Source organism: Streptomyces violaceusniger Tu 4113 (assembly GCF_000147815.2).
In the GTDB taxonomy this organism is placed as follows: Bacteria; Actinomycetota; Actinomycetes; order Streptomycetales; family Streptomycetaceae; genus Streptomyces; species Streptomyces violaceusniger_A.
Genome location: NC_015957.1, coordinates 3,756,039 through 3,781,486 on the forward strand (window position 1 = coordinate 3,756,039; position 25,448 = coordinate 3,781,486).

Annotated in this window: 21 protein-coding genes; 12 read left to right on the forward strand and 9 right to left on the reverse strand. The window is 72.6% G+C overall.

What is annotated here, in order from left to right:
* Positions 1-46 precede the first annotated feature (46 nt).
* Positions 47-1,015 carry an alpha/beta hydrolase gene (locus STRVI_RS16255; RefSeq protein ID WP_014056751.1) on the reverse strand — a complete coding sequence of 323 codons (969 nt, stop codon included), beginning with the start codon at positions 1,013-1,015 and terminating at the stop codon, positions 47-49.
* Between the two features lie 716 nt (positions 1,016-1,731).
* Between STRVI_RS16255 and STRVI_RS16260 the strand changes: the two genes are divergently transcribed.
* Together STRVI_RS16260 and STRVI_RS16265 are read left to right on the forward strand one after the other, a co-directional pair.
* Positions 1,732-3,363 carry an ABC transporter ATP-binding protein gene (locus tag STRVI_RS16260; protein ID WP_251982636.1) on the forward strand — a complete coding sequence of 544 codons (1,632 nt, stop codon included), beginning with the start codon at positions 1,732-1,734 and terminating at the stop codon, positions 3,361-3,363.
* On the forward strand, positions 3,360-5,102 hold the full coding sequence (locus STRVI_RS16265; RefSeq protein WP_014056753.1) for an ABC transporter ATP-binding protein: 1,743 nt from the start codon (positions 3,360-3,362) through the stop codon (positions 5,100-5,102). Before STRVI_RS16260 ends, STRVI_RS16265 begins: the two co-directional genes overlap by 4 nt.
* Before the next feature lie 387 nt (positions 5,103-5,489).
* Here STRVI_RS16265 and STRVI_RS16270 read toward each other — a convergent pair whose 3' ends face one another.
* The 3 genes from STRVI_RS16270 to STRVI_RS55535 all read right to left on the reverse strand — a co-directional run bounded on the left by STRVI_RS16270 (position 5,490) and on the right by STRVI_RS55535 (position 9,948).
* Entirely contained in the window at positions 5,490-6,266 is a 777-nt protein-coding gene (locus STRVI_RS16270; protein WP_014056754.1) for a DeoR/GlpR family DNA-binding transcription regulator, read from the reverse strand.
* 104 nt (positions 6,267-6,370) lie between these two features.
* Complete coding sequence (gene pdxA / locus STRVI_RS16275; protein ID WP_014056755.1) at positions 6,371-7,426, reverse strand: 4-hydroxythreonine-4-phosphate dehydrogenase PdxA; 1,056 nt, start codon at positions 7,424-7,426, stop codon at positions 6,371-6,373.
* On the reverse strand, positions 7,423-9,948 hold the full coding sequence (locus tag STRVI_RS55535; protein ID WP_078505255.1) for a four-carbon acid sugar kinase family protein: 2,526 nt from the start codon (positions 9,946-9,948) through the stop codon (positions 7,423-7,425). The genes pdxA and STRVI_RS55535 overlap by 4 nt, the downstream gene beginning before the upstream one ends.
* 104 nt (positions 9,949-10,052) lie before the next feature.
* On the opposite strand from STRVI_RS55535, the gene STRVI_RS16285 reads away from it, so the two are divergent.
* The 8 genes from STRVI_RS16285 (at position 10,053) to STRVI_RS16320 (ending at position 18,281) form a co-directional block, all read left to right on the forward strand.
* Positions 10,053-11,627 (forward strand): ABC transporter substrate-binding protein, encoded by a 1,575-nt coding sequence (locus tag STRVI_RS16285; protein ID WP_014056757.1) that lies wholly within the window; start codon positions 10,053-10,055, stop codon positions 11,625-11,627.
* A gap of 3 nt (positions 11,628-11,630) precedes the next feature.
* Positions 11,631-12,560, forward strand: coding sequence for an ABC transporter permease (locus STRVI_RS16290; protein WP_014056758.1), 930 nt, complete (start codon positions 11,631-11,633; stop codon positions 12,558-12,560).
* A 1-nt stretch (position 12,561) separates the two neighbouring features.
* A complete protein-coding gene (locus tag STRVI_RS16295; protein WP_014056759.1) occupies positions 12,562-13,503 on the forward strand; it encodes an ABC transporter permease in 942 nt (313 codons plus the stop codon).
* Positions 13,500-14,444 (forward strand): ABC transporter ATP-binding protein, encoded by a 945-nt coding sequence (locus STRVI_RS16300; RefSeq protein ID WP_014056760.1) that lies wholly within the window; start codon positions 13,500-13,502, stop codon positions 14,442-14,444. The genes STRVI_RS16295 and STRVI_RS16300 overlap by 4 nt, the downstream gene beginning before the upstream one ends.
* On the forward strand, positions 14,441-15,283 hold the full coding sequence (locus STRVI_RS16305) for an ATP-binding cassette domain-containing protein (RefSeq protein ID WP_014056761.1): 843 nt from the start codon (positions 14,441-14,443) through the stop codon (positions 15,281-15,283). The genes STRVI_RS16300 and STRVI_RS16305 overlap by 4 nt, the downstream gene beginning before the upstream one ends.
* Entirely contained in the window at positions 15,280-16,308 is a 1,029-nt protein-coding gene (locus STRVI_RS16310) for an aldo/keto reductase (RefSeq protein WP_014056762.1), read from the forward strand. The genes STRVI_RS16305 and STRVI_RS16310 overlap by 4 nt, the downstream gene beginning before the upstream one ends.
* A 91-nt stretch (positions 16,309-16,399) precedes the next feature.
* Complete coding sequence (locus tag STRVI_RS16315; protein WP_014056763.1) at positions 16,400-17,605, forward strand: sialidase family protein; 1,206 nt, start codon at positions 16,400-16,402, stop codon at positions 17,603-17,605.
* Positions 17,598-18,281: an SDR family NAD(P)-dependent oxidoreductase gene (locus tag STRVI_RS16320; protein ID WP_014056764.1), complete on the forward strand. Its 684-nt coding sequence runs from the start codon at positions 17,598-17,600 to the stop codon at positions 18,279-18,281. Before STRVI_RS16315 ends, STRVI_RS16320 begins: the two co-directional genes overlap by 8 nt.
* Here the strand turns inward: STRVI_RS16320 and STRVI_RS16325 are convergent.
* Positions 18,273-18,914 (reverse strand): ScbR family autoregulator-binding transcription factor, encoded by a 642-nt coding sequence (locus STRVI_RS16325; protein ID WP_014056765.1) that lies wholly within the window; start codon positions 18,912-18,914, stop codon positions 18,273-18,275. The genes STRVI_RS16320 and STRVI_RS16325 overlap by 9 nt on opposite strands.
* Before the next feature lie 110 nt (positions 18,915-19,024).
* Between STRVI_RS16325 and STRVI_RS16330 the strand changes: the two genes are divergently transcribed.
* Both STRVI_RS16330 and STRVI_RS16335 read left to right on the forward strand, forming a co-directional pair.
* A complete protein-coding gene (locus STRVI_RS16330) occupies positions 19,025-19,957 on the forward strand; it encodes a ScbA/BarX family gamma-butyrolactone biosynthesis protein (RefSeq protein ID WP_014056766.1) in 933 nt (310 codons plus the stop codon).
* A 273-nt stretch (positions 19,958-20,230) separates the two neighbouring features.
* A complete protein-coding gene (locus STRVI_RS16335) occupies positions 20,231-20,908 on the forward strand; it encodes an HAD family hydrolase (RefSeq protein ID WP_014056767.1) in 678 nt (225 codons plus the stop codon).
* Positions 20,909-20,951: 43 nt separating this feature from the next.
* Here the strand turns inward: STRVI_RS16335 and STRVI_RS16340 are convergent, their stop codons facing one another.
* The 4 genes from STRVI_RS16340 to STRVI_RS16355 form a co-directional block, all read right to left on the reverse strand.
* Positions 20,952-21,476, reverse strand: a complete 525-nt coding sequence (locus tag STRVI_RS16340; RefSeq protein ID WP_014056768.1) for a hypothetical protein — start codon at positions 21,474-21,476, stop codon at positions 20,952-20,954.
* A 91-nt stretch (positions 21,477-21,567) separates the two neighbouring features.
* Positions 21,568-22,545 (reverse strand): SCO0930 family lipoprotein, encoded by a 978-nt coding sequence (locus STRVI_RS16345; protein WP_014056769.1) that lies wholly within the window; start codon positions 22,543-22,545, stop codon positions 21,568-21,570.
* 202 nt (positions 22,546-22,747) lie between these two features.
* Positions 22,748-24,262: an NADH-quinone oxidoreductase subunit NuoF family protein gene (locus STRVI_RS16350; protein WP_014056770.1), complete on the reverse strand. Its 1,515-nt coding sequence runs from the start codon at positions 24,260-24,262 to the stop codon at positions 22,748-22,750.
* Entirely contained in the window at positions 24,259-25,158 is a 900-nt protein-coding gene (locus STRVI_RS16355; RefSeq protein WP_014056771.1) for a membrane protein, read from the reverse strand. The genes STRVI_RS16350 and STRVI_RS16355 overlap by 4 nt, the downstream gene beginning before the upstream one ends.
* Positions 25,159-25,448: the final 290 nt, after the last annotated feature.

Here is a 25,448-nt window from a genome sequence, read left to right on the forward strand (position 1 = left end):
GGGGGCCTTTTCGGCGTTGCCGGGCGCCAGGCGGTGCTGCCGGGCTTCAGACAGTGCCCAGCGCGTCCCGCAGGGTGTCCACGGCCAGGGCGAGCGCGCCCCGAGCGGCCTGCGTGTCGCGGAGCGCGTCGAGCATCAGGAAGTCATGGATGATCCCCTGCATCCGCAGGGCCGTGACCGGTACCCCGGCCTCCCGCAGCTTGGCCGCGTACGCCTCGCCCTCGTCGCGCAGCACATCCGCCTCGCCGGTGATGACGAGGGCGGGCGGCAGCCCGGCGAGCTGGTCGGGGGTGGCGCGCAGCGGGGAGGCGGTGATCTCGGAGCGGTGCGCCGGGTCGGTCGTGTACTGGTCCCAGAACCACTTCATCGCCTCACGGGTGAGGAAGTAGCCCTCGGCGAACTCCTCGTACGAGCCGGTGTCGAAGGCGGCGTTGGTCTCCGGATAGAAGAGCACCTGCCGCACCAGTGACAGATCGCCGCGTTCCTTGGCGAGCAGGGTGAGGGCGATGGCCAGGTTGCCGCCCACCGAGTCCCCGGCCACCGCGATCCGGGAGGCGTCGAGCCCCGCTCCCTCGCCATGGGCCACGATCCACTGGCCCACGGCGTAGCTCTGCTCCAGCGCCACCGGGTAGTGGGCCTCGGGGGAGAGGTCGTACTCGGGGAAGACGACCGCGGCGCCCACTCGGACCGCCAGCTCCCGGACCAGCCGGTCATGGGTGTGGGCGTTGCCGAACACCCAGCCCGCGCCGTGGATGTAGAGAATCACCGGAAGGGTGCCGACGGCCTTCGGAGGGCGGACGATCCGCGCCTTGACGCCGCCCGTCGGGATACCGCCGACGCTGATCCACTCCTCGTCCACCTCCGGTTTGGGCACCTCGCCCGACTGCACCTCGTCGAGCGTGCGACGGCCCTCCGCGGGCGTCGTCTGGTACGGATACGGCGGTTTGGCGGTGGCCTCGGCGAACGCCGCGGCGGCGGGTTCGAGGACGGGGCGGGCCGGAGCGGTGATGGACATCTGCTTCTCCTTTTCCGGTCCGATTCCGTCCGAGGATCTCACCCCGGCCGCCGCGGCACCCACCGCTGTTACGCCACCCGGGCCTCCGTCGCGCCCGGGTGGTCGGTTGGCGGCATCACCTGATCGGGCCCGGGGCCGGTGACGGATCGGGAACCGGATCGGGGCCCGGCGGCTTGGGCACCGGATCGGGGGACGGGACCGGTGCGGGGCCGGGGGTGGGGTTCGGCGGCGGCTCGGGCGGAGGCGTGGGAATCGGGTCGGGCGGCGGCCCCGGAGGCGGTCCGGGCACGGGGCCCGGTGCGGGACCCGGTTCGGGGCCGCCCGGACCGGGCGACGGAGTCGGAGACGGCGGCCCGGGATCTCGCTGCGTCGGATGGATGAGGGTCGGGTCGGTCTGCCGTGCCACGGTGTCCTCCAAAGCTCGTCGGCGGGTGGCCACATCGTTTCCGGGGCGGGTGCCCCGGTCCCCTGGGATGTACGCATGGACTCGGCGCCGAACGCGCGAGCGGCGGGGAGGGCGGGCGATAATTCCTCCGCCCGGCGGAAGCGGCGTCGCTAGCATCGCCGTCGTCATGCGACGTTTTCCTGATCCGGATCCCGGAAATCCAGACCATCGCTCACCCATATCCTATCTGTTATGGCTTGCCGCTTATCAGCGCAATGCCATATTCCTTGGCGCTCTCTACGGAATTGTCCAAGTACTGGCGCAGGCCCTGGTGCCCGCCGCCGTCGGCAAGGCCATCGACGCCGGGATCATCGCCCGTGACCAGCGGGCACTCCTGTGGTGGGGCGGTGCGGTAGTGGCCCTCGGGACGATTCAGGCCGCCGCCGGAATTCTGCGCGACCGCGCCGCCCTCACCACCCGGCTGGGCGCCGCCTATCGCACCGCACAACTCATCGCCCGCCAGGCCGCCCGACTGGGGGCGACCTTGCCGAAACGGGTGGCCAAAGGCGAGATCGTGAATGCCGGAGTGGCCGATATCGGCCGACTCGGGGAGGCGCTGGCCGAAACCGCCCGGGGCAGCGGCTCCGTCGTCGCCATCGCCGTCGTGGCGGCCATCCTGCTGCACACCTCCTGGCAACTGGGCCTGGTGGTGCTGCTCGGGGTGCCGCTCATGGCGGGGACGGTGTCCCTGCTGATCCGTCCGCTGCACCGGCGCCAGCAGCGGCTGCGCGAACAGCAGGCCGAGCTGACCGGCCGCGCCGTGGACATCGTCAGCGGGCTGCGGGTGCTGCGCGGCATCGGCGGCGAGGAGGTCTTCGCCGACCGCTATCGCGCCGACTCGCAGCGGGTGCGCGCCGCGGGAGTCGAGGTGGCCCGGGTGGAGGCCCTGCTCGACGGTGCCAAGGTGCTGCTGCCGGGGCTGCTGACCACCGTCGTCGTCTGGCTGGGCGCGCACTACGTGGCGAGCGGGCGGATGGGCCCGGGACAGCTCGTCGCCTTCTACGGCTACGCCGTCTTCCTGGTCGATCCGCTGCGCCGGCTCACCAACGCGGCCGGCCGGCTGACCCAGGGGCATGTGGCAGCGCGCCGTATCACGGCGTTTCTCGCGCTGCGCTCCGAGTTCGCCCTGAGGGCCGCCGCACCTGCTCCGTACGACGGAGGGTACGGCGGACCCGTCTCGCACGAGGGGCCCGCTCCGTACGAGGGACCGTGCGAGGGGCCCGTTCCGTACGAAGGGCCCGCCCCGCTCGCCGACCCCGCCTCCGGGCTGATCGTGGCACCGGGCCGGTTCACCGCCGTGGCCTGCGCGTCCCCCGCCGACACCGCGACCCTCGCCGCGCGGCTGGGCCGCTACACCGACTCCACCGTCACCCTCGGGGACACCCCGCTCGGCGATCTGCCCCCGGACGAGATACGCCGCCGCATCCTCGTCGCCGACAACGACGACCGTCTCTTCGCCGGTCCGCTGCGCGAGGAGCTGCGCGGGCGGGGGAGTGACACGGAACTGGAGCGGGCCGTCGACGCCGCCTGTGCGCGGGACATCGCGGAGGCGCTCCCGGACGGGCTCGACGACCTCGTCGCCGAGTCCGGGCGCAACTTCTCCGGCGGCCAGCAGCAGCGGCTGCGCCTGGTGCGCGCGCTCATGGCCGACCCGGAGGTGCTGATCCTCGTCGAGCCCACCAGCGCCGTCGACGCCCACACCGAGGCCCGTATCGCGCGCGGGCTGCGCGACCTGCGCGCGGGACGGACCACGCTGGTGTTCACCACCAGCCCCGTGGTGCTCGACCGGGCGGACCACGTCGTCTACGTACAGAGCGCGAAGGCCGTCGCCCAGGGCTCGCACGGCGATCTGCTCACCGATGTCCGCTACCGGTCCGTCGTGGCGCGGGAGGAGTCGGCATGAGCACCCACACCCCGCTGCCGGTCGCCCCGGCCGGCGACACCCGCGCCTACGCCCGGCGGCTGGCACTGCGCCACCCGCGCGAACTCACCGCCGTGCTCGTCCTGTACGCGCTCGCCGCGGGCTGCGGGCTGGTGGGCCCCCGGCTGCTGGGCGACCTGGTGGAGGACACCCGCGACGGCGGCGGCGCCATCACCCGTACGGCGCTGCTGATCTGCGCGTTCGTCATCGTCCAGGCGCTGCTGACCCATGCCGCGACGTACGCCTCGGCGCGGCTGGGCGAGAAGGTCCTGGCCGACTTGCGCGAGCGCTTCGTCGGCGATGTGCTCGCCCTGCCGCTCGCCACCGTCGAACGGGCGGGCGCGGGCGATCTGGTCACCCGCACCATCCGGGACGTGGAGGTGCTCGCGGGCTGTGTGCGCCGCGCGGTCCCCGCCACCATGACCGCTCTGGTCACCCTCGCCGTCACCTTCGGCGCCCTGGTCGTGGTGGGCCCGCTGCTGGCCTTGCCCTGCCTGATCGGGGTTCCGGTGCTGTGGTTCGCGGGCCGGTGGTTCTTCGGCCGGTCGCGCGAGGCGTTCCTGCGCCAGAGCGCCTCCTACGGGCGGATCACCGAGGGCCTCACCGAGACCGTCGAGGGGGCCCGTACCGTCGAGGCGCTGGGCCTGGCCGGGCGGCGTGAGGAGCGTACGGACCGGGACATCGCCGGGTCCTACGCGGCCGAGCGCCATACGATCGGGCTGCTCACGGTCTTTCTGCCGGTCATCGACACCGCCTATCTGCTGCCGGTGGCCGCGACCTTGGTGCTCGGCGGCCTCTTCGCGCTCCACGGCATGGTCTCGCTCGCCGCGGTCACCGCCGCCACCCTCTACGTCCAGCAGTTGCTGGGCCCGGTCGACACGGTGCTGTACTGCCTGGGCGACCTCCAGGCCGGCGCCGCCTCACTGGCCCGGCTGCGGGGCGTCCACCGCACCCCCGGACCCGGAGCCGACGCCCCCACAACGGCCGCGCCCCGGCACCGGGGCCTGGCGCTGCGCCAAGTGCGCTACGCCTACCGGGAGGGCAGGGATGTGCTGCGCGGGATCGACCTGGAGATCGAGCCGGGGGAACGGCTGGCGGTCGTCGGGCCGTCGGGCGCGGGCAAGTCCACCCTCGGCCGCCTGCTCGCCGGGATCCACGCACCGCGCACCGGCTCGGTGACCGTCGGCGGGGTGCCGCTCACCGCGCTCTCCCCGGACCGGCTGCGTGGCCAGGTGGCCCTGGTGACCCAGGAGACGTATGTCTTCTCCGGAACGCTCCGGGAGAATCTGCTCATCGTCCGGCCCGAGGCCGCCGACGCCGAACTGGAGCGGGTGCTGGACGCGGTCGGGGCCCGGGAGTGGGCCCTTGAGCTGGGGCTTGACGCGCGGGTGGGGGCGGGCGGCGCGGCCCTGGCGCCGGACCGGGTGCAACAGCTCTCCCTCGCCCGGCTGGTGCTGGCCGATCCGCACACCCTGGTGCTGGACGAGGCCACCTCGCTGCTCGATCCGCGCGCGGCCCGCCGTCTGGAGCGCTCCCTCGCCGCCCTGCTCGAGGGGCGTACCGTCATCGCGATCGCCCACCGGCTGCACACCGCGCATGACGCCGACCGGGTGGCGGTGATGGAGGACGGGCGGATCAGCGAACTCGGCCCGCACCATGAGCTCGTGGCGCGCGGGGGTGCGTATGCCGCGCTGTGGGAGTCGTGGCACGGCCGCACATGAGGGTGGTTTAACTCGATCGTGTGATGGTCTACTTCCGGGCTTGCGCTGGCCTGGGCCGTTCGGGCTACGGTGATCGTGCGATCTGGGACGCCGGGTGCGGCGCCAGTGTGCGGGGCCCCCGCTCCACCGGAGTGATGGTTCGAGGCCTCCCCGCCGCCTCTGGCCGTATTCACATGGCCAGGTCGTGAGGGAACCGGCCTCCCGGGATCGGACCACGGACAGGATCCGTGTCGCTGCCCCGGGGTCGAGTACGCCGGGGACCAGTGCGCCCAAGACCGTTCGGGGCGTGCGGCTGGACAGGCTCACTCCTGCTCAGTCCACAGGAACGGTGTGCGGCCCACGGGTTGTGGATCAACTTGTGGATCAACGGCCGTCGCGGAGCGGAGGTCACTCGCCGCCGACGACCGTCACCTCGACCCCCTGGGCCCGTAGCGCCCGGATCTCGTGGGGGTCGGCGCCCTCGTCCGTCACCAGCGTCCAGCCGGGCGGCAGCCGCACCCAGGTGTGGAAGGGGCGGCGGCCGATCTTCGCGGAGTGCGCCAGTACGTACACCGCGTCCGCCCGGCGGGCCATCAGCTCCTTGAGCCGGGTCTGGCTCAGATCCGCCTCGCAGATGCCGTGTTCGGCCGTCACCCCGTCGGCGCCCAGGAACACCCGGTCGAAGGTCATGCGCTCCAGGGCCGCCTCGGCGAGTGGGCCGAGGAAGCTCTGGCTCAGCGGCCGGAGCGTACCGCCGAGGCATTCCACCCGTACGGTCTCCACATCGGCGAGCTCCTGCAGCGCGGTGAGCCCGGTCGTGGCCACCGTGAGTCCGTCGGCGGTGCGCAGCTCATGGGCGAGGGCGCCGACCGTCGAACCGGCGTCGAGCAGCACCGTCTCCCCGGTGCGGATCGTCGACGCCGCCCAGCGCGCGATGGCCCGCTTGGCCTCGAACGCCTCGCCGGTGCGCTGGCGCAGCGACGCCTCCGGGTGGGCGACCAGGGCCATCGCCCCGCCGTACGTCCGCGCCAGCCGCCCGTCCGCGGTGAGCTGGGCGAGGTCGCGGCGGATGGTGGAGGCGGTGACGCCGAAGGCGCGGGACAGCTCCTCCACGCTGGTCAGGCCCGTGGTCGTGGCGAGGTGGACGATCTGGTCGCGCCGGGCCCGCGCTCCGTTCACCGGCATCTCTCTCGCGTCTCTCGCGTTCGTCAACGTGGGCTCGGCCTCGCGTTCCTCAACAGGGGCTGGGCGGCGGCAACAGGGGCTGGCGTCGGCAACCGGGGCTGGCGTCAGTGGGCGGGGGACGGAGCCATCGCGGCGGCCTGCCGCAGCGCCTCGATCATGCTACCGGCGTCGGCCGTGCCCGTACCGGCGATGTCGAAGGCGGTGCCATGGTCGACGGAGGTGCGGATGACGGGCAGACCGACGGTCAGATTGACCCCGGCCTCCAGGCCCAGCACCTTGACCGGGCCGTGCCCCTGGTCGTGGTACATCGCCACGATCAGGTCGTAGTCACCGCGCCCGGCCAGGAAGAAGGCGGTGTCGGCGGGGAGCGGACCGCGGGCGTCGATGCCATCGGCGCGCAGCACCTCCAGCGCGGGCACGATCTTCTCCTCCTCCTCGCCGTAGCCGAACAGGCCGTTCTCCCCGGCGTGCGGATTGATCCCGCACACCCCGATCACCGGTTCCGGGGTCCCGGCCCGGACCATCGCCTCATGGCCGCGGCGCACGGTGCGCTCGACCAGGCCCGGCTCGATCTTCCGCACCGCGTCGATGAGTCCGATGTGGGTGGTGACGTGAATGACCTTCACCGTGGGGGTGGCCAGCATCATCGACACCTCCTCGACGCCGGTGAGGTGGGCCAGCAGTTCGGTGTGGCCGGGGAAGACATGGCCGCCCGCGTGCAGCGCCTCCTTGTTGAGCGGCGCGGTGCAGATGCCCTGCACCTCACCGTCCATGGCCAGTTCGGCGGCGGTCCGTACGTACTGGTAGGCCGCGTCCCCGGCCAGCGGGGAGAGCGTTCCCCAGGGCAGCTCGGCGGGGAGCAGCCCGAGGTCGACGACGTTGATCCGGCCCGGGGTGAACGCCGCGTCGGCGGGCGCGGCCACGGTGACGATCTCGCACGCGATATCGCGCAGCCGGGCGGCCTGCCGCAGCCGCTCCGCGTCCCCGATGACCACCGGACGGCAGCGCCGCAGGGTGTCCGGGTCGAGCAGCGCGGGGACGATCACCTCGGGTCCGATGCCGGCGCCGTCGCCCATGGTGACCGCGATGAGCGGAAGCGGGGCGGGATCGGCGTCCGCACCAGCGGCCCCGGTGGGGGCGAGGTTGGTGGAGGAGTTCATGAGGTGACCTTCCGTTCCATCGGGTGGGGGCGCAGCGCCTGGACGATGTGGCGCAGGGAGTCGGGATCGCCGAAGCTGCCCGGTCGGGTCACGACGGACCGCCCGTCGGGAGTGGAGAGATGAACGGCGCCGTGGTGCACCTGGCCGACCGGATCGAGCTCGGTCACCGCCAGGGCGTCCAGCACCCGGCGTGCCGTCTCGCCGCCGGTCAGTACGAGGTCGACGGCGCCGTGATGCGCGGCGACGGCGTCGCGGATGGCGCGGGCGAGGCCGAGCACCAGTCCCCGGGGGGATACGGGCTCGGGTCGCGCACCTGCCCCGCCGTCCGGGCCTCCGGCAGGGCCTTCACTCGGGCATCCGTCCGGGCCTGCGTTCGCCCGTCCGTCCGGGTCTGTGCTCGGGCCTCCGGCCGGGCCTTCGCTCGGGTCAGTGCGGTCGGCCCCGCTGCCGGACGGTGGCGTCGTGGCGGGCCGGGGGCTGGGTGGTGGGCTGGGTGCCGGGTCGGGTGCGTCGGCGGGCGCGACGGCCTCGCGTTCCGGACGTGGAGACGACTCGTCCGCCGGACGGGGGGACGGGATGGGCGTCGCGTCCATTGTCGGCACGGTGGTGTCGGCCGCCGCGCCGTGCGTCGGTGCCGGGCCGGGGGCTACCGGCGAGGGGCTGGGCGAGGCGGCGAGGGAGACGACCGTGACCGGGGCGGTCAGCGGGGGCAGCCGCAGCGGGGGACCGTCCGACAGCAGCCCCGCGAGCGGGAGTCGGTGGTGGGCTGCGCCGTCCTCGACGAGGCGCCTGATCTGTTCGGCGGCTGCGGGTTCGGCCGTGCCGACGACGACCAGCACTGGTCGGCCGGTGTTCGCCGAGGGTGCTGCGGTTCCAGCGGCCGACGTGGCGGCCCCCGCCGGTGTGGTGGCGGGGGCCGCCGGGATCGCAGTGGCGGTGTCGGCGCCCGGAGTCGCTGTGGTGGGGGCGGCTCCGGCGTTCGCCGAGGGCACCGTGGTTCTGGCCGTCGACGCGGCTGCCCTCGCCGGTGTGGTGATGGGGTCGTTGTCGGCCGGGCTCGTGGTGGCGGGGGTAGCCGGGGTCGGGTTGGCGGTGTCGGCGGCCGGAGCCCTGGTGGGGTCGGGGGTGGCCGGAGTCGTGGAGGGCTTGGTGGCGGCGGGGCCCGTGGTGGCGGGGCGAGCCGGGGTGGCAGTGGCCGTGTCGGGGGCCGGAGCTGGGGTGGTGGTGGCAGCCGGGACCGTGGCGGCCGGAGCCCCGGTGGGGTCGGGGGTGGCCGGAGTCGTGGCCTCGGAGGCAGCCGGGCCAGTGGCGGCCGGAGCCGTCAACACGGCGGTGGTCTGGGCGGCGGCCGGAGCCGTGGTGGTGGTGGCAGCCGGGACCGTGGCGGCCGGAGCCCCGGTGGGGTCGGGGGTGGCCGGAGTCGTGGTGGGCTTGGTGGCGGCGGGGCCCGTGGTGGCGGGGCGAGCCGGGGTGGCCGTGTCGGGGGCCGGGGTGGTGGTGGCGGCCGGAGCCCTGGTGGGGTCGGGGGTGGCCGGAGTCGTGGCCTCGGAGGCAGCCGGGCCAGTGGCGGCCGGAGCCGTCAACACGGCGGTGGTCTGGGCGGCGGCCGGAGTCATTGCGGCAGGGAGGGCGGTTGTCAGGTGGCGGCCGAGGGCTACGGCCAGGCCTCCTGAGCCGACCAGCCGCATGCGGGGGCCTTCGGCGAGCGATGCCTTGACGACCGCGTCGAGATCGGCGTCCGTCTCCGCGTCGCAGATTGCCACCCGTCCGGCCGCCACGGCCGCACGCAGCGCGGCCGGCAGGGCAGGCGGGGACGCCCGTACGGTCGTCAGCGGGATCAGCTCGGTCGGCAGGCCGCCGAGTGCCTGGGCCACCGAAGCGGGCGGAGGCAGGGTTTCGGCGCGCCATGCGTCGCCCTCGTGGAGCGCCACCCCGCCGATGTGGACCACCCCCGAGCGCACCACGCGTCCGGCGATCGGCAGTGCGGGGGCGAGCACCACACCCGCTCCGTCCTCGGCGAGGGCGGCGATCTCGGCGGCGACATTGCCCCGCAGCAGCGAGTCGATCTTCTTCAGAACGAGGGTGTCCCCGTCGGTGTCCCCGTCGGCATCCCCGTCCGGCGAGGACAGTCGCAGCGCGGCGCGGACCGCCTCGGCCGCCTCGGCGGCCGGCCGGTAGCGGGAGTCGAGGTCCAGGACGGTCGCCTCGCCGGGAGGGGGAGGGCGCAAGGCCGTCGTCCCACCAGCGTTCGCCCCACCGCCGTTGACCACTTCGGGCCTCCCCACAAGCACGACCCGGCTGCGTGTTGTGCGCGAGCAAAGCGCGGCTGCCACTTCCGCGGCGCCTGACAGGTCATCCGCGATGGCCAATAGCCTCCGGTTGGGCGTCATGTCCACCGGCACCTCCTCGAATGACCGTGACGGACGGAGCGATCCGATGGCGTGGACATCGTCTCCGTGGTGCCGATGATGGCATACGTTGCGCGAAGTGCGCGAGGAGTATTGCGTAAAGCGCGCAGCCATGTCACGGTGACCGCCGCGACACTTTGACCCGTACGGCCGTCATCCGGGCGCCACGCGGGTCGAACGAGCCGGTCGCTCGCCTCAGGAACGCCGAGAGGTCAACGATGACCCGTATCCCCTTCGGCCCGGCCCTCAGCCGCCGGTCCGTGCTGCGCCTCGGAGCAGGCGCCTCAGCAGGTATCGCCCTCGCCCCGCTGACCGGGTGCGCGGGCCCCACCGGTGCGCCCGGGCCCGGCGCCATCAGCCTCGGGCTGAACCGCTCGCTGGTCAGCCTGGACAACAAGCTGAACCAGTTCGACGCGGCGGTCACGGTGCAGCGCGCGGTGCGCCAGGCGCTGACCCGGATCGGCAAAGGGCTCCGGCCCGAACTCGTACTCGCCGACCGCTTCGAGATGACCGGGCCCACTGCCTGGACGGTGCGGCTGCGCCGAGGAGCCCGCTACTCCGACGGAACGCCGGTCACCGTCAAGGACGTCTCGACCGCGCTCAAGATGTACGCGGGCGTCAACGGCTCGTTCATCGTCGGCCTCTTCCCCGAGATGCCCACCGTCGAGCCGGTCGACGAGCGCACCTTCCGCCTGCACACCAGGCGCCCGGTGCCCATCCTCGACCAGTTGATGGCCAACATCCTGATCAGCCCCGCCGCGCGGAACCGGCCCGAGGAGCTGTCCGGCGGTGTGGGCTCCGGCCCGTACCTGGTCACCTCGGCCAACTCCGGCACCGGCGAGTACACCCTGGACGCCAACCCCCGGTACTGGGGGCGGCGCCCCACCGTGGACCGGGTACGGGTGCGCTTCGTCCCCGAGGAGTCCAGCCGGGTCGTCGCCGTGCGCAGCGGTGAGCTGGATGTCATCGACACCATCACGCCCGACTCCGCCGAGCAGCTCAAGGGGTTGCCGGGGGTGCGTCTGGACCGCACCTCGGGCACCCGCGTCAACCAGTTGTTCTTCAACTTCCGCAAACCGCGCGGACATCCGCTGGCCGACGCCCGGGTGCGCGAGGCGCTCAGCTACGCCATCGACGGCGAGGCCCTGGTGCGCGATGTGCTCACCGGTTCCGCCCAGCAGGCCGAGGGCGTCATCCCGCTCGCCCTCAAGGGCTCGGTGCGCACCGGCCGTTACGTCCATGACCCCGGCGAGGCCCGCAAGCGCCTCGCCGCGCTGGGCGCGAGCGATCTCAAGGTGAAGATCATCTGGGAGTCCGGCGAGTTCCCCGCGGACACCTCGGTGATGGAGGCCGTGCTGGAGATGCTGCGCGCGGTCGGCGTCCGCGCCACCCTCCAGCAGTTCGAGCCGGGCGGCGACATCCAGCAGTGGCGGCAGGGCCGCCGGGGCGACTGGGACGTCCTCGGCAACGGCTTCTCCGTCCCCACCGGCCACGCCTCCACCAGCCTCCAGGGCATGTACGGCGGCACCGCGGAGAAGGAGCGGACCCGGGACACCTACCAGGGCTATGTCTTTCCGCGGATCGCCGCCCGGCTGGCCGACGCCTCCGCCGAAACGGATGAGAAGACGCGGAACACCAGGCTCGCCGCCGTCCAGCAGCAGATCTGGGACACCCGCCCCTGCCTGTGGGCCTTCGTCCCCGATGTGGTGCTGGCCCGCCGCACCCGAGTGCGCGATGTGCGCCTTCTGCAGCTCAACTCCTACGATCTCGCCGCCGTGCGTCTGGAGGGCTGAGCCGTGACGCGCTATCTGATACGCCGCCTGGGCCAGAGCGTCCTGACGGTCTTTCTGACCCTCTCCACCGTCTTCGTCCTGGTCCGCATGGCCCCCGGCGACCCCGCCGCGGCCCTGGCCGGGCCCAACCCCTCCAGCGCCGACCTCGCCCGGATCCGCGAGCAGTTCGGCCTCGACCGCGGACTGCTCAGCCAGTACGGGCTCTTTCTGCGCGATCTGTTCACCGGCGACCTCGGCACCAGCTACTCCTTCCACGCGCCCGCCCTGGACGTGGTGCTCGACCGGGTGCCCTACACCATCACCCTCTCCCTCTCCGCGATCGCCCTCACCGCGCTGGTGGCCGTGCCGCTCGGCGTATGGATGGCCCGCCGCGCCGACACCAAACGCGAGCTGGGCGCCAATGTGCTGACCATCGCCGGGCAGTCCATGCCGGACTTCTGGATCGGCGTGATGCTGCTGACCCTCTTCGCCGTGGCCGTTCCGGTGCTGCCCGCCTCCGGCTTCACCACCTGGGGCGGGCTGGTGCTGCCCACTGTGACCGTCGCGATCCTCCAGATGGCGCTGATCTCCCGGCTGGTCCGCCGGGAGATGGTGGCGGCCCTCGCCGCGCCGTATGTGACCGTCGCCCGCTCCCGCGGGGTTTCGAACCGCGTACTGACCTGGCGCTACGCCATGGGCAACTCCGCCATCCCGGTGCTCACCGCGCTCGGCACCCGCTTCGCCGCGATGCTCAACGGCGTCGTGGTGGTCGAGGTGGTCTTCGGCTGGCCCGGTGTCGGCTCCCTGGTCGTCCGCGCCCTGGAGACCCGCGACTATCCGCTGATCCAGGCGACCGTGCTGGTCACCGCCGCCCTGGCGGTCCTCGTCCAACTCCTCATCGACCTGGCCTATCCGCTGCTCGACCCGCGGGTACGCCTGGGAAAGGCGGCCTGAGATGAAAGGCGCCCTCGAAACCCCCGCCGAACCCCCAGCCCCCGCGAAGGCCAGCCCCGCGCCCCGCCCCAGCGCGGTCACCGCCAGGGACCTGGCGCGCGCCACCGCCACCCGGCGCCGCCGCAGCGCGAGCCTCAAACTGTGGGCGGGCGCGGTGTGCACCCTGCTGGTGGTGGTCCCCGTCGCCCTCGCCCAGGTGCTGCCGCTGCCCGGCGCGGGCGACCAGGACCTCTCCCGGCGCCGGCTGGCCCCGCTGACCGACGGCCATCTCTTCGGCACCGACCAGCTCGGCCGCGATGTGCTCTCGCGGGTGCTGCACGGCGGCCAGGTCTCGCTGTCGATCGGTGTGCTCGCCGTCGTCGTCTCCGGCCTCATCGGCATCGTCGCGGGCGCCGCCGCCGGGTACTACGGCCGCTGGGTGGACGCCGTCGTCTCCCGGCTGCTGGAGGCCCAGATGTCGCTGCCGCTGCTGATGATGCTGCTGCTCGTCGTGGCCCTCTTCGGCCCCTCCGTCACCGTCATCACCTGCGTCATCGCCATCGCACAGTGGCCCGAGGTGGCCCGGCTGACCCGGTCGTTGGTGCTGGTCGAGCGGGAGAAGCCGTATGTGGCCGCCGCCCAGGTGCTGGGGCTGCCCCGGATCGCCATCCTGGCCCGCCACATCATCCCCAACATCGTCCGCCAGGCATCGCTCGTGGTCCTGCTGCTGCTCGCCCAGGCGGTGCTGCTGGAGAGCGCGCTGAGCTACCTCGGCGCGGGCCCCCAGCGGCCGTTCGCCACCTGGGGCCGGATCATCTCCGACGGCCAGGACTACATCACCACCTCCTGGTGGCTGGTGACCCTGCCCGGCCTCGTCATCGTGCTGCTGGTGGTCGGGGTCAACCTGCTGGGCGACGGCCTGCGCGACCGCACCCGCCGACGTGCGACGGAGGGCTCCCGATGAGCGACACCCGCGACACCCGCGATACCCGCGATACCCGCGATACCCGCGATACCCGCGACACCAGCGACCCCCGCGGCACCCACGACACCAGCGACACCGGCGCCCCGGGCCCCCTGGTGGAGGTCGAGGACCTGCAGATCGAGCTGATCACCGACCGCGGGGTGGTGCGCGCGGTCGACGGGGTCGGCTTCACCATCGGCCCCGGCGAGACGGTGACGATCATCGGCGAGTCCGGCTCCGGCAAGTCCACCACCGCGATGGGCCTGCTGCGGCTGCTGCCCGACGGGCTCGCCGTCCTCTCCGGGACGGCCCGGATCTTCGGTGCCGACGTCATCGCCGACGCCAAGGCGGCCGGGCGGATCCGCGGCCGCGGGGTCTCCCTGATCCCCCAGGACCCGATGACGGCGCTCAGCCCGGTACACACCATCGGCCGTCAGCTCGGCGAGGCACTCCGGCTGCGCCACCCGGGCATGTCCCGCGCCGACGCCCGCGCCAAGGGCGTCGAACTGCTCGGCCGGGTACGCATCCCGCACCCCGAGACCCGCTGGGGCGCCTACCCCCACCAGTTCTCCGGCGGCATGCTGCAGCGCGTCCTCATCGCCATCGCGCTGGCCGCCGAGCCCCGGCTGCTGGTGGCCGACGAGCCGACCTCCGCGCTCGACGTCACCGTCCAGGCGGGCGTCCTCGACCTGCTGATGGAGCTCCAGGAGCGCACCGGCATCGGCATCCTGATGATCACCCACGATCTGGGCGTGGCCCGGCTGGTCTCCGACCGCATCCACGTCATGCGCGGCGGCCGGTTCGTGGAGTCGGGGCCGGTCGAACAGATCGTGGACCACCCCCGCGAGCGGTACACCCGCGATCTGCTCGCCGCCGTGCCCACGCTGGGCCCCTGGCACGAGACCCCCGCTGCCGCCGCCGTCACCGAGGAGGCGCTGTGACCACACCCCTGCTGGCCGTCGAGGACCTGGTGGTCGAATACCCGGTCGCCGGCGGTGTCTTCCGCGCGGTGGACGGCGTCAGCTTCTCCGTCCCGCCCGGCGGGGCGCTCGGCGTCGTCGGCGAATCCGGCTGCGGAAAGTCCACCATCGCCCGCTCCCTCGTCCGGCTGCTGCGCCCGACCGAGGGCCGGATCCTCCTCGACGGAACCGATATCGCGGGCCTGCCCGAGCGGCGGCTGCGCCCGCTGCGCAAGCGGGTGCAGATGGTCTTCCAGGATCCGTACGGCTCCCTGGACCCGCATCTGACGGCCGAGGAGATCGTGGCCGAGCCGCTGCGGCTGAACGGCATGCGTTCGCGCGCCGAACGCGCCCGCCGCGCCGCCGTCCTCATCGACCAGGTGGGGCTGGACTCCGGCGCGCTCCAGCGGCGCCCGGCCGAGTTCTCCGGCGGCCAGCGCCAGCGGATCGGCATCGCCCGAGCCTTGGCCAGCGGCCCCGAACTGCTGGTGTGCGACGAGGCCACCTCCGCGCTGGACGTCTCCGTACAGGCCCAGGTGCTCAAGCTGCTGCGGGAACTCCAGGCCGAACAGGGGCTCGCCTACATCGTCATCTCCCACAACCTCGGAGTGGTCCGCGAGATCAGCTCCGAGGTGGTGGTGATGCGCGCCGGGAGGATCATCGAGTCCGGGCCGACCGGCACGGTGCTCTCCGCGCCCACCGACCCGTACACCAGGGCGCTGCGGCGGGCGGCGCTCGACCCGACGACCATGCGGGGACGCAAACCGCGCGCCCTCGTGTCCGCGATCGCGACCGACCAGGAACCAGGAGCAACGCAGTGAACGCGCATCCGCAGCCCCACACCACCACCCAGGCGTCGCCCGGCGGGGTCGCCCTGCCGGGGATCCCGGTGCCGCTCTCGCGGCTGGTGCTGGGCACCATGACCTTCGGCGACACGGTGGACCGCGCGGGCGCCGCCGCGATGCTGGACACCGCGCTGGACGCCGGGGTGACGGCGGTGGACACCGCCAACGCCTACGCGGGCGGCGCCACCGAGACCATCCTGGCCGAGCTGCTCCCCGGCCGCCGCGACCGGATCCAGCTCGCCACCAAGGCCGGTATGCCGCACCCCGACGCCGGCGACCACGCACCGCTGTCCGCGCGCGGGATGCGCGCGGCCCTCGAAGGCAGCCTGCGCCGCCTGGGCACCGACCATGTGGACCTGTTCTATCTGCACCAGCCCGACCGCTCCACGCCGCTGGAGGAGACGCTGGGCACGGTCGCCGAGTTCGTCGCCGAGGGCAAGATCCGGGCGCTCGGCGTCTCCAACTACGCCGCCTGGCAGATCGCCGAGATCACCCACACCGCCGGACGGGTCGGCGCGCCGCGCCCGGTGGTGGCCCAGCAGCTCTACAACCTGCTGGCGCGGCGGATCGAGGAGGAATACTTGGAATACGCGGCGTACGCGGCCACCAGCGGCCTGCGCACCATGGTCTACAACCCGCTCGGCGGCGGGCTGCTGACGGGCCGTCATACCTTCGAGGAGCAGCCGGAGTCGGGCCGCTTCGGCGACTCCCGGGTGGCCGCCATGTACCGGCAGCGCTACTGGGACGCCGGGCTCTTCGAGGCCGTACGGACCCTGTCCGGGATCGCCGAGGAGGCGGGCATCCCGCTCGTCGACCTCTCGCTGCGCTGGCTGCTCGGCCGGGACGGGGTGGACGCGCTGCTGCTCGGCGGCTCCCGCGTGGAACACCTCCGCGCCAATCTGGCCGCCGCGACCGCGGGCCCCCTTCCGGCGGATGTGACGGCGGCGTGCGACGAGGTGGGTGCCCGGCTCAGGGGCCCGATGCCCGCGTACAACCGGTAGCTCCGTGGCCTTTCCCGCCCCTTCCCGGAGGGCCGGGAAGCTCGGCCGCAGACATCCCCGTACCACCGCAACCATGAGGAGCCCGGCGCCCATGACCGCCGACCATGACACCGCGATGCCGCCGACGGATGGACGGCTCCGGCCACGCCCGGGCGACCCGGCGCGCCAGGAGGCGTTCCTGCCGGCGCCCGCCGTCCAGAACCACGCCGCGAACCTCACCGTGCTGCCGGGAGGGGACCTCGGCTGTGTGTGGTTCGGCGGCACGCAGGAGGGCGTACCGGACATCTCCGTGTGGTTCTCCCGGCTCGCCCCCGGCTCCGGCACCTGGACGGAGCCGGTCCGGCTCTCCGACGACGACACCCGCTCGGAGCAGAACCCGCTGCTGTTCCCGACCCCGGCCGGGGAGCTGTGGCTGCTCTACACCGCCCAGCGGGCGGGCGACCAGGACACGGCGGAGGTCCGGCTGCGGGTGTCCGCCGACGAGGGCGCCACCTGGGACGCGCCGCGCACGCTCTTCCCGGCCACCGAGGCGGGCGGGGTGTTCATCCGTCAGCCCGTGGCCGTCCTGGACTCCGGGCGATGGCTGCTGCCGGTGTTCCACTGCGTGGCCACCCCCGGGGTCAAGTGGGTCGGCGACCACGACACCAGCGCGGTGATGATCAGCGACGACCAGGGGCGGACCTGGCGCGAGCGGCCGGTGCCCGGCTCGACCGGCTGTGTGCACATGAACGTCCACCAACTGCCGGACACCACCGTGCTGGCCCTCTTCCGCAGCCGCTGGGCGGACGCGGTGTACCGCTCGCACAGCACCGACGGCGGGGAGACCTGGAGCGAGCCGGTCCGCACCGAACTGCCCAACAACAACTCCTCCGTGCAGTACGTCCCGCTCGCCGACGGACGGCTCGCACTGGTCTACAACCACAGCAGCCGGGCGGACGCCACGGCCCGCCGCGTCTCCCTCTACGACGAGATCGACGACGAGGGGAGGACCGGCGAGCCCCCCGCCCCGGCCGCCACGCGGGACGACGCGGCACCCGGTGCCTTCTGGGGCGCGCCCCGTGCCCCGATGACCCTCGCGCTGTCCTCCGACAACGGCCTGACCTGGCCCGTACGGCGCGATCTGGACACCGGCGACGGCCACTGCCTGACCAACAACTCACGCGACCGGCTCAACCGCGAGCTGTCCTACCCCACCATCCGGCAGGGCTTTGACGGCACGCTGCACATCGCGTACACCTACCACCGCCGGGCCATCAAGTACGTCCGGGTCACGCCGGATTGGGCGGCCGATGTCTGAGCCCCGGCACGCCGTGGTCACCGGTGTCAGCTCCGGTATCGGCGCCGCGATCGCCACCCGGCTGCTGACCGAGGGATGGCGGATCACCGGGATCAGCCGTACGTCCCCCGCGCGCCCGGTCGCGGGGCTGCACTGGATCCCGGCCGATCTGTCCCGGCCGGAGGAGCTCCCCGAGGCGCTCGCCCCGGTGTCCGGGGTGGACGCGATCGTGCACGCGGCGGGCGTTCAGCGCTCGGCGCGGCTGGGCGAGCTGGAGCCCGAGGACGGGTCCCTCATGTGGCGCATCCATGTGCAGGCGGCGGGCGTGCTGGTCGACACGCTGGTGGACCGGGTGGTGGACGGCGGCCGGGTGGTGCTGGTGGGCAGCCGGACGATGACGGGCGTCCCCGGCAAGAGCCAGTACGCCGCCACCAAGGCGGCGCTGCCCGCCCTGGCCCGGTCCTGGGCGGCCGAGCTGGCGCCCCGGGCGGTCACGGTGAACGTGGTGGCGCCGGGGCCCACGGACACCCCCATGCTGCGCGACCCGGGCCGCAGCGGCACCCCGCCGGTGATGCCACCGCTGGGCCGGCTCGTCCGTCCCGAGGAGGTGGCGGGGCTGACGTCGTTCCTGCTGGGCCCGGAGGGCGGCGCGGTCACCGGGCAGACGCTGGTGATGTGCGCGGGCGCCTCACTCTGAGGGGGGCGGGGCGTCCGGGCGGGCGAGCGCCAGCAGCCTCGCGGTGTCCCCTGGCCGGGCCTGGAGCGAGGGCAGCAGCAGGGTCCACAGATCGGCCAGATGGTCCTCGACCAGCCGCCGCCCGTCGAGGGCCTCGGAGACGGTGTGCAGCCCGAAGAAGGCGAAGACGACGGTCCGGGCGGCGGGCAGCGGATCGACATGCGGGGCCAGATCGCCCTCGGCCCACGCCTTCTCCATCATCTGCCCCACGGCGTCCATCCACCCCACGAAGGGCGGTGGCATGGGCGCCTCGATCAGGGTGCGCTCGGTCCACAGCCGGGCCCCGGCCCGGACCACGAGGTCGTCGCGGAAGGCGCGGGCCACCGCGAAGCTGAGCCGCACGAGTTGCTCCAGGGGCGGCGCGTCGAGGGCGGTGAAGCGCTCGATCAGCGGGGGCCAGGTGGCGAAGTGCTCCTCCACCACGGCGAGGGCGAGCCTTTCCTTGCTCGTGTAATGGAAATAGATGGCGCCGCTGGTGTGACCGGACCGGGAGGTGATGTCGCTGATGCTCGTGCCGGCGTATCCCCGTTCGTGGAAAAGGAACGCGGCGGCCTCCAGAAGGGTTCGGCGTGTTTGCTCGGCCCGTTCTTGCACGTGTTCGCCGTCCTTCAGCAGCCCGTCGGATGTGACGGGGAGAACTTAGCGGACTTTCGGCCTGCGATGGTGATGAGGCGAGACAGGTCAAACATTATTAGTATTTTAAGGTGATCGTTCGTGAGGCTCATGGCCTTTCGGAGCCGTCCGGTCCCACCGGGCGGCCGCTCAGTTGGTCCCGCACCGTGGCGCGGGAGGCGGTGCACCGGGTCTCGGTGGCCGAGGTGCTGCTCACCGACGTGCGTACGCACGGTGACAACCGGTTCGAGGCCGCCGCCCAGTGGCCGCGGTCCCATCCCACCTTCCCGCACGGCGGAGACGGCCGCCACCATCCGCTGATGATCGCGGAAACCCTGCGCGAGCTGGGGATCTACATCCCCACGCGGTACTACGCGGTGCCCGCGGGGGCGCACTTCCTGATCCGGGACATCTCCTACCGGCTGGACCCCGAGACCGAGCCCCGGGCGCCGTACGGCGCCTCCGACATCACCTGCCGGGCCGCCGTCACCGACATCCGCACCACCCCCTGCGGACGCTTCGTCTCCGGGATGCGGCTGGATGTCGTGCTGTCCGCGGGCGGCAAGCTCTTCGCGTGGGCCGGGGGCACCGCGCGCTTCCTCGACGGCACGGCCTACGCGGAGACCCGGTCCGCCTTCCACGGGCACACCGCGCGCCGCAGGCTGCGCGCCGCGGTACGGCCCTCACCTGCGCAACTGGCCGTTCCCGCGGCCCGGGACGTGCTGGTGGTGCGGGACGGGGGAGTGGTCTACCTCGACCCCGCCGACCCCCGGCATCCGTTCTTCTTCGACCACTGGAGCGACCATGTGCCGGGCCTGGTACTGCTGGAGGGCGCCCGTCAGGCGGCGGCACTGGCCACCGGCGGGACGCTGACCCGGCCCGTCGCCTGCCGCATGAAGGCGATCCGCTTCACCGAGTCGTTTCCGCCCGCCGTGATCGAGTGCACCTCCCACGGCCGAACGTGCGTCTTCCGGCTGCGCCAGGCCGATATCTGCACGGCGGTCGGCGTGCTCCAGTACCTCTGAGCGACGAACACGCTGTGCGACGAACTCATGGGTGACGAACGGTCTGAACGACGAACAAATCGCCGACACTGAGTGACCTCTTGCTTACTGCGGGTCAGGTAACTAACGTAGTGATCGTTATGTTTCGGGCAGGCGAACCTCACGGCCTGTACGACAGCAGCGGTCGGCGCACGGCGCCACTTCCGAGCCGCCAGGACATTTCCACTGAACGGCTCCCCGCGAGTACAGGCACTCCCTGGCCGATTCCTCCACCTCCCATGGAACGGCAGACAGATGACAGCCGAAAAGTTTCTCGGATGGACCCCAGCCGCCATCGTCTTCGACTGCGACGGCACCCTGATGGATTCCGAACGACACTGGGTGGAGGCGCGCGAAGTGGTCCTCAGAAACCACGGAACCGCCGCCGACGAGGAGTTCGCGCAAAGCACGAAGGGGCTCCACTACACCGAATGCGGCCGTATGCTGGCCGAATTCGCCGGCCGCCCCGAGCTCGCCGACGAGATGACCGAACAACTCCTCGACGCCTTCCGCCGGCTGGTGGCCGAGGACCCGGTCACCATGCCGGGAGCGCCCCAACTGGTGGCGAAGGCGGCGACGTTCGCGCCGCTGGCCGTGGCCAGCAACTGCCCGCGCGACGTCGTCGAGGACGGGCTCGCCAAGGCCGGGCTGCTGCGGTACTTCGGCCATGTGCTGGTCCCCGAGGGGCAGGTGCGGCCCAAGCCGTATCCCGACGTCTATCTGGAGGCCGCCCGGCTGTGCGGTGCGGCCCCCGAGGACGCGCTCGCGGTGGAGGACTCCCACTGTGGGTTTCTGTCCGCCTCGCGCGCCGGGCTGAGGGTGCTCGGCGTCGGGCCGCGGAAGCCGGTGGACGAGCCCCCGCCGGTCGATGTGTGGGTCTCCACCCTGGCCGACCCGGAGCTGGTCAAGTGGGCGGACTCCCGGGCGGCCTGAGGGGCTGATCGACGCTCACCGCCTGGTCGGCGGGTTCCGCGTGTCACTTCTTCCCGTCGTGGCCCGTATGGCTCGCCGAGCCGTCCATGCCCTCCATGCCGTCCATCCCGTCCCCCTGCTTCATCCCGCCATGGGACGCGCCGTGGGACATCCCCTTCTCGAGGGATCCGCCGAGCTTCTCGCGCAGGGGTTCCAGTGAGCTCATGGACAGGCCGGTGACCGACCAGCGCTTGCCGACCAGGTACATCCCCCCGTAGTCCTTCGACGTCGTCAGCCAGTCGTGCTGGCCCTTGTCGGTGGCGAAGGTGACCATCGTGAACCGCTTCCCACCGGACCCGCAGGCGCCCTGGCGCAGCTCGTCCGCCTCGGTGATGACCGTGGCCTTGCAGCCGATCGCGTCGGCGATCCGCGTCAGCGGCGCGGGCTTGCCGGGCTTGGCGAACTCCTTGGTGGCGGGGGACACCTTCTTCTGCTCGTGCTTGGCCCCGTGTGCCTGATCGCCTCCACCGCAGCCGGCCAGGAACAGCAGGGCCGCGCCGACCGCGGTGGCACGGAGTGCGAGTGACACATCAACCTCCCGTAGAAAATCCGGCGGGGCGGCCCGGGCCGGACGGCCTCGGGCCACCCGCCGCGGTGGACCGTAAGTGGTGGAGTCTGTCTTACTGGCCCGCCTTCTTGCCCTTGTCGGTGACCGCGAACCAGGTGCCCTTCACGCCCTGGCCGTTGATGTCACCGGGCTTCGTGTCCCCGGTGAAGGTGTACAGCAGCCAGCAGTCGAACGCCGCCTGCTTGGTGCCGTCGGGGCGCTTGAAGGAGGTGACCTTCGCGGCGTCGAGCCCGGCGACCTTCGTGGTGTCCACGGCCTTGACGGGCTTCCAGGTGTCCAGGCAGGCACCGAGGCAGCCGGTCTTCATCGGCCAGGCGCTGTCCTTGTTGAACCGGTAGACGGTCATGCCCTTGCCGTCCACGATGATCTTGCCCAAATCGGCGTTGTTGTTGACCATGAGCTGGAGGCTGTCGTCCGCGGCCGCGGTCTTGCCGGCCGGCTTTCCGTCGGGCGCCAGCGCGTTCCAGGTGCCGCCCACGCCCTGGCCCTTGGTGTCACCCGGCTTGGCGTCGCCCGCGAAGCGGTAGACCGGCCAGCCCGCCAGCGTGAGCTGCTTGGTGCCGTCGGAGCGGGTGACCGAGCCCAGCTTGCTCGATTCGATACCGGTGGTGGCCGCGGCGTCGTCCGCGGGCACCGCGGGCCACTTGGTGGCGCAGTCGTCGTTGCAGTTGGACTTGGCGGGCTTGGGGGTGTCCTCGTCGAACCGGTAGAGGGTCCAGCCCTTGCTGTCGGTGACGAACTTGCCCAGCTTGGCGTCCTCCTTGACCGCGAGCTGCTTCGCCGGACCGGTGCGCCCGGCCTCGCCACCCGCGGCGGCACCGGTGTCGCCGCCCGCCTCGTACCCGCCGGTCGCCCCGGCCACCGCGCCCGCGCCCGCCGACGCGGAGGCCCCCGCACCCACGGTCTGACTGCCACCCGCCGGCTGCACATTGGCGCTGCCCGCGGAGTTGTCCTTGCTGCTGCCGCAAGCCGCCGTCAGCAGAACCATCGCTACCGACACCCCGGCGAACGCGATGTGACGCTTCTCCATGACCATCCCTCTGCAATCTCGATCGGTCCGGCGATGATTGCGCCGACGTCATGTCCATACGGAGCCCACGCGGACCGGCGCTCAGCGGCTTCCGAATTTGTCACCTGACGCAAAAAACGCCGGATCCTTGAGCGCACAGCAGTCGACGGCCGTTTCGCACGGCCGCCGTGGTGTCGGATGGTGCGGTGGATCACCCTGCGGCCTACTCCTCGATCCGCAGCGCCAGGGCGGGGCAGCGGCGGACCGCGCGGACCGCCTGGGCGCGCAGTTGCCGCGGCACCTCCATCTTGGCCGAGGCCGGATAGCCGTCGATGCCGAGCGTCAGCACCTCGGGCGGCAGGATGTCCGCGCACAGCCCGTGGCCCTGGCACAGCGACCAGTCCACCAGGAGCTTTTCCATCGGCCCCCGCTGGGGGCGCTCGTCGCGCGCCGCGGGGTTCAGCGGGGCGGGCGGCAGGGCCGGCGGCAGCGCGTCCTCCGGCAGCGGGAGGATGCCCACCGTGGGCCGTCCGCAGCCGGCGCCGAGCGCATGCGCCTCGAACTCCTCGGGGAACGCGTCCAGCGCGGTGGTCACGAAACCGGCGGTGCCGTCGGGATGGCTGCAGGCCCCGCGCCCCCGCACCGAGTTGACGTAGGCGCGCACATTGTCGATCGAGGACTGGCCGCCGCCGCGCTCCACCTGGCCGATGGCGTCCGCGAGCGCCGGCAGCCCGATGAAGCAGGGCCCGCACTGTCCGGCCGTCTCGGCGGCCAGCCAGCGTGCCACTCGCGCGGTCTCGCCGAGCGGGCAGGTGTTCTCGGGGATGGGCAGCACCGCCCCGGCGCCCAGCCGGGCGCCGTACTTCTTCATGGACTCCCGGGAGATCGTGGCGGCGTTGATGCTCCTGGGGTCCAGCCACTTGCCGTGGTAGCCGCCCACCAGCACCGCCTGGCCGGGGGTGAGACCGCACAGCTCCAGGACGTAGGTCAGCGGCACCCCGGTGGGCGTCTCCATCACGTACTTCCCGCCGACCGTCAGCAGCGTGGTGCCCGGTTCGGTGGGCAGCCCCACCGAGCGGTACGGCAGGGCGCCCATCCGCGCCGCCACCGCGAGCTGGGCGAAGGTCTCGGTGTTGGACAGCAGAGTGGGCAGACCGCTGAGCCCGCTGTCGCTGGTGCGGATCTTCCGGCCGTTGGGGATGGCCGGGGCGCCGCTGATGCCGTTGATGACCGCGCCCCCCTCACCGGCGACGAACCGGTCCGGGGTGCGGTTCACCGACACCGGGACCCCGCTGGGGCCGCGTTCGGCGATCGCGGCGGCCACGGACTCCTCGACATCCGCGCGGTGCACCGCGATGGCGACCTCCTCGGCACCGAGCGCCTCGGCGGCCAGCACGGCGCCGTCGATCACCAGATGCGGGGTGTGCAGCAGCAGCGCCGTGTCCTTGAGACAACCGGGCTCACCCTCGCTGCCATTGACCACCACGGCGCAGCGGCCCTCGCGCCGGCCGGCCGACTCCACGACGGCCTGGACCTTGGTGGCGAAGGGGAAACCGGCGCCGCCGCGCCCGCGCAGATCGATGTTCTCCGCGAGCGCCACGAGTTCATCCGCCCGGAGGGCGGGCATGGTGCCATGAACGGTCAGATGGCCGACCCGGTCGAGCCGGTACACCTCGTCGAGCCCGGCCAGCAGCCGGGGCGGATCGACACAGGCGAGCCTGGGTTTGGTCGTGATCAACGGTCCCACCCGCGAGAGGCACCGAGCGGCTGACTGTCACGCGAGCCGGGCTCGGCCGAACGGGGGCGCGGCACGGTGGGATCGCCCCGCCGGGTCCGGCCCTCCTGCATGCTGCGGGCGGGCGGGTTCCTGACCTCGATACCGTCCGCCCGGTCGACGTCCTGGCGCCGCCGCGCGACCAGCCGCAGCCACAGCGCGATGGCCACACCGGCCAGGGCGGCGATGTAGCCGTAGGTGGCCCAGGTCTTGGCGGCGCGTCCCGCCTTCAGGCCGTGGATCAGCGCGGCGCACCACGCCGGGTAGGCGCCCACATGCAGCGCCCGCCACCAGCGATACCGCCAGCGGGAGTTGCCGGCCGAGGCGAACGAGCTGCGCGCCGCACCGGTCACCGCGGCGATCACGAAGAGGTAGCCGGCGATGGTGCCGAGCCCGATCAGCACCGGCTGATTTGCGTCAGCGAACGGCAACACGATGGACGCGGCGTTGGTGTGGCTCTCCGCGATCTTGACCCAGATGTGAACGGCCAGGAAGAGCAGACCGGCGACCGCGGCCGCCCGGTGGACGGCCTGGGCCATCAGCCGCTGCCTGGTGTGCAGGATGAGCTGGTCGGTCGCGGCGAGCCCCCACAGCACCGCCGACGTCAGACAGACCAGCGCGAGCACACCCGCGCCGAAGTCGAGAAACACGAAGATCTTGGAGAACGCGCCGGCGTCCCACGCCACGTACAGGGACAGCGCGATGGAGCCGAGGATGGCATAGATCCGGATGTGGCGTGGCCTTCCGATCCCGGACTGGCCACGCTGCTGAGTCCGGCGAGCGGCCCGTCGTCCGCCTCGAGCCCGGCGTCCCCGGTTACGCCCCTGCGAGGAGGGGAGCGGCGTTTGGGACATGGACATTGGAGCCTCCCGATCGCGCGGATTCGCGCGGGTGACGAGTTACGTCAAAGTCGTCTTGGGGGCAGCAGCTTCTCGGAAGTACACCTGATCTCCATAAGATTTGTCGTAACGTGACAACTTCTAGTGGACGGACCCTGCCCACGCCGTCCCCGGATGATCCATTGTCGTTTCAATGGCAAAGACCCGGCAAAGTGTCGGGACCGGGAGGGGGCCGGGTCCTCTATGACGTAGCGGAGGACCCTCGACTCCCTGACCGGCTACTGGACGAACCGGTCACGGAGGCAACCTCC

Bases quoted from the DNA above. Each gene is read 5' to 3' on its own strand.
- STRVI_RS16285 (WP_014056757.1), top strand. From the start codon at position 10,053: ATGACCCGTATCCCCTTCGGCCCGGCCCTCAGCCGCCGGTCCGTGCTG.
- STRVI_RS16300 (WP_014056760.1), top strand. From the start codon at position 13,500: ATGAGCGACACCCGCGACACCCGCGATACCCGCGATACCCGCGATACC.
- pdxA (WP_014056755.1), bottom strand. From the start codon at position 7,426: ATGAACTCCTCCACCAACCTCGCCCCCACCGGGGCCGCTGGTGCGGAC.
- STRVI_RS16355 (WP_014056771.1), bottom strand. From the start codon at position 25,158: ATGTCCATGTCCCAAACGCCGCTCCCCTCCTCGCAGGGGCGTAACCGG.
- STRVI_RS16315 (WP_014056763.1), top strand. From the start codon at position 16,400: ATGACCGCCGACCATGACACCGCGATGCCGCCGACGGATGGACGGCTC.
- STRVI_RS16345 (WP_014056769.1), bottom strand. From the start codon at position 22,545: ATGGAGAAGCGTCACATCGCGTTCGCCGGGGTGTCGGTAGCGATGGTT.
- STRVI_RS16255 (WP_014056751.1), bottom strand. From the start codon at position 1,015: ATGTCCATCACCGCTCCGGCCCGCCCCGTCCTCGAACCCGCCGCCGCG.
- STRVI_RS16320 (WP_014056764.1), top strand. From the start codon at position 17,598: ATGTCTGAGCCCCGGCACGCCGTGGTCACCGGTGTCAGCTCCGGTATC.
- STRVI_RS16265 (WP_014056753.1), top strand. From the start codon at position 3,360: ATGAGCACCCACACCCCGCTGCCGGTCGCCCCGGCCGGCGACACCCGC.
- STRVI_RS16335 (WP_014056767.1), top strand. From the start codon at position 20,231: ATGACAGCCGAAAAGTTTCTCGGATGGACCCCAGCCGCCATCGTCTTC.
- STRVI_RS16270 (WP_014056754.1), bottom strand. From the start codon at position 6,266: ATGCCGGTGAACGGAGCGCGGGCCCGGCGCGACCAGATCGTCCACCTC.
- STRVI_RS16295 (WP_014056759.1), top strand. From the start codon at position 12,562: ATGAAAGGCGCCCTCGAAACCCCCGCCGAACCCCCAGCCCCCGCGAAG.
- STRVI_RS55535 (WP_078505255.1), bottom strand. From the start codon at position 9,948: ATGGCTGCGCGCTTTACGCAATACTCCTCGCGCACTTCGCGCAACGTA.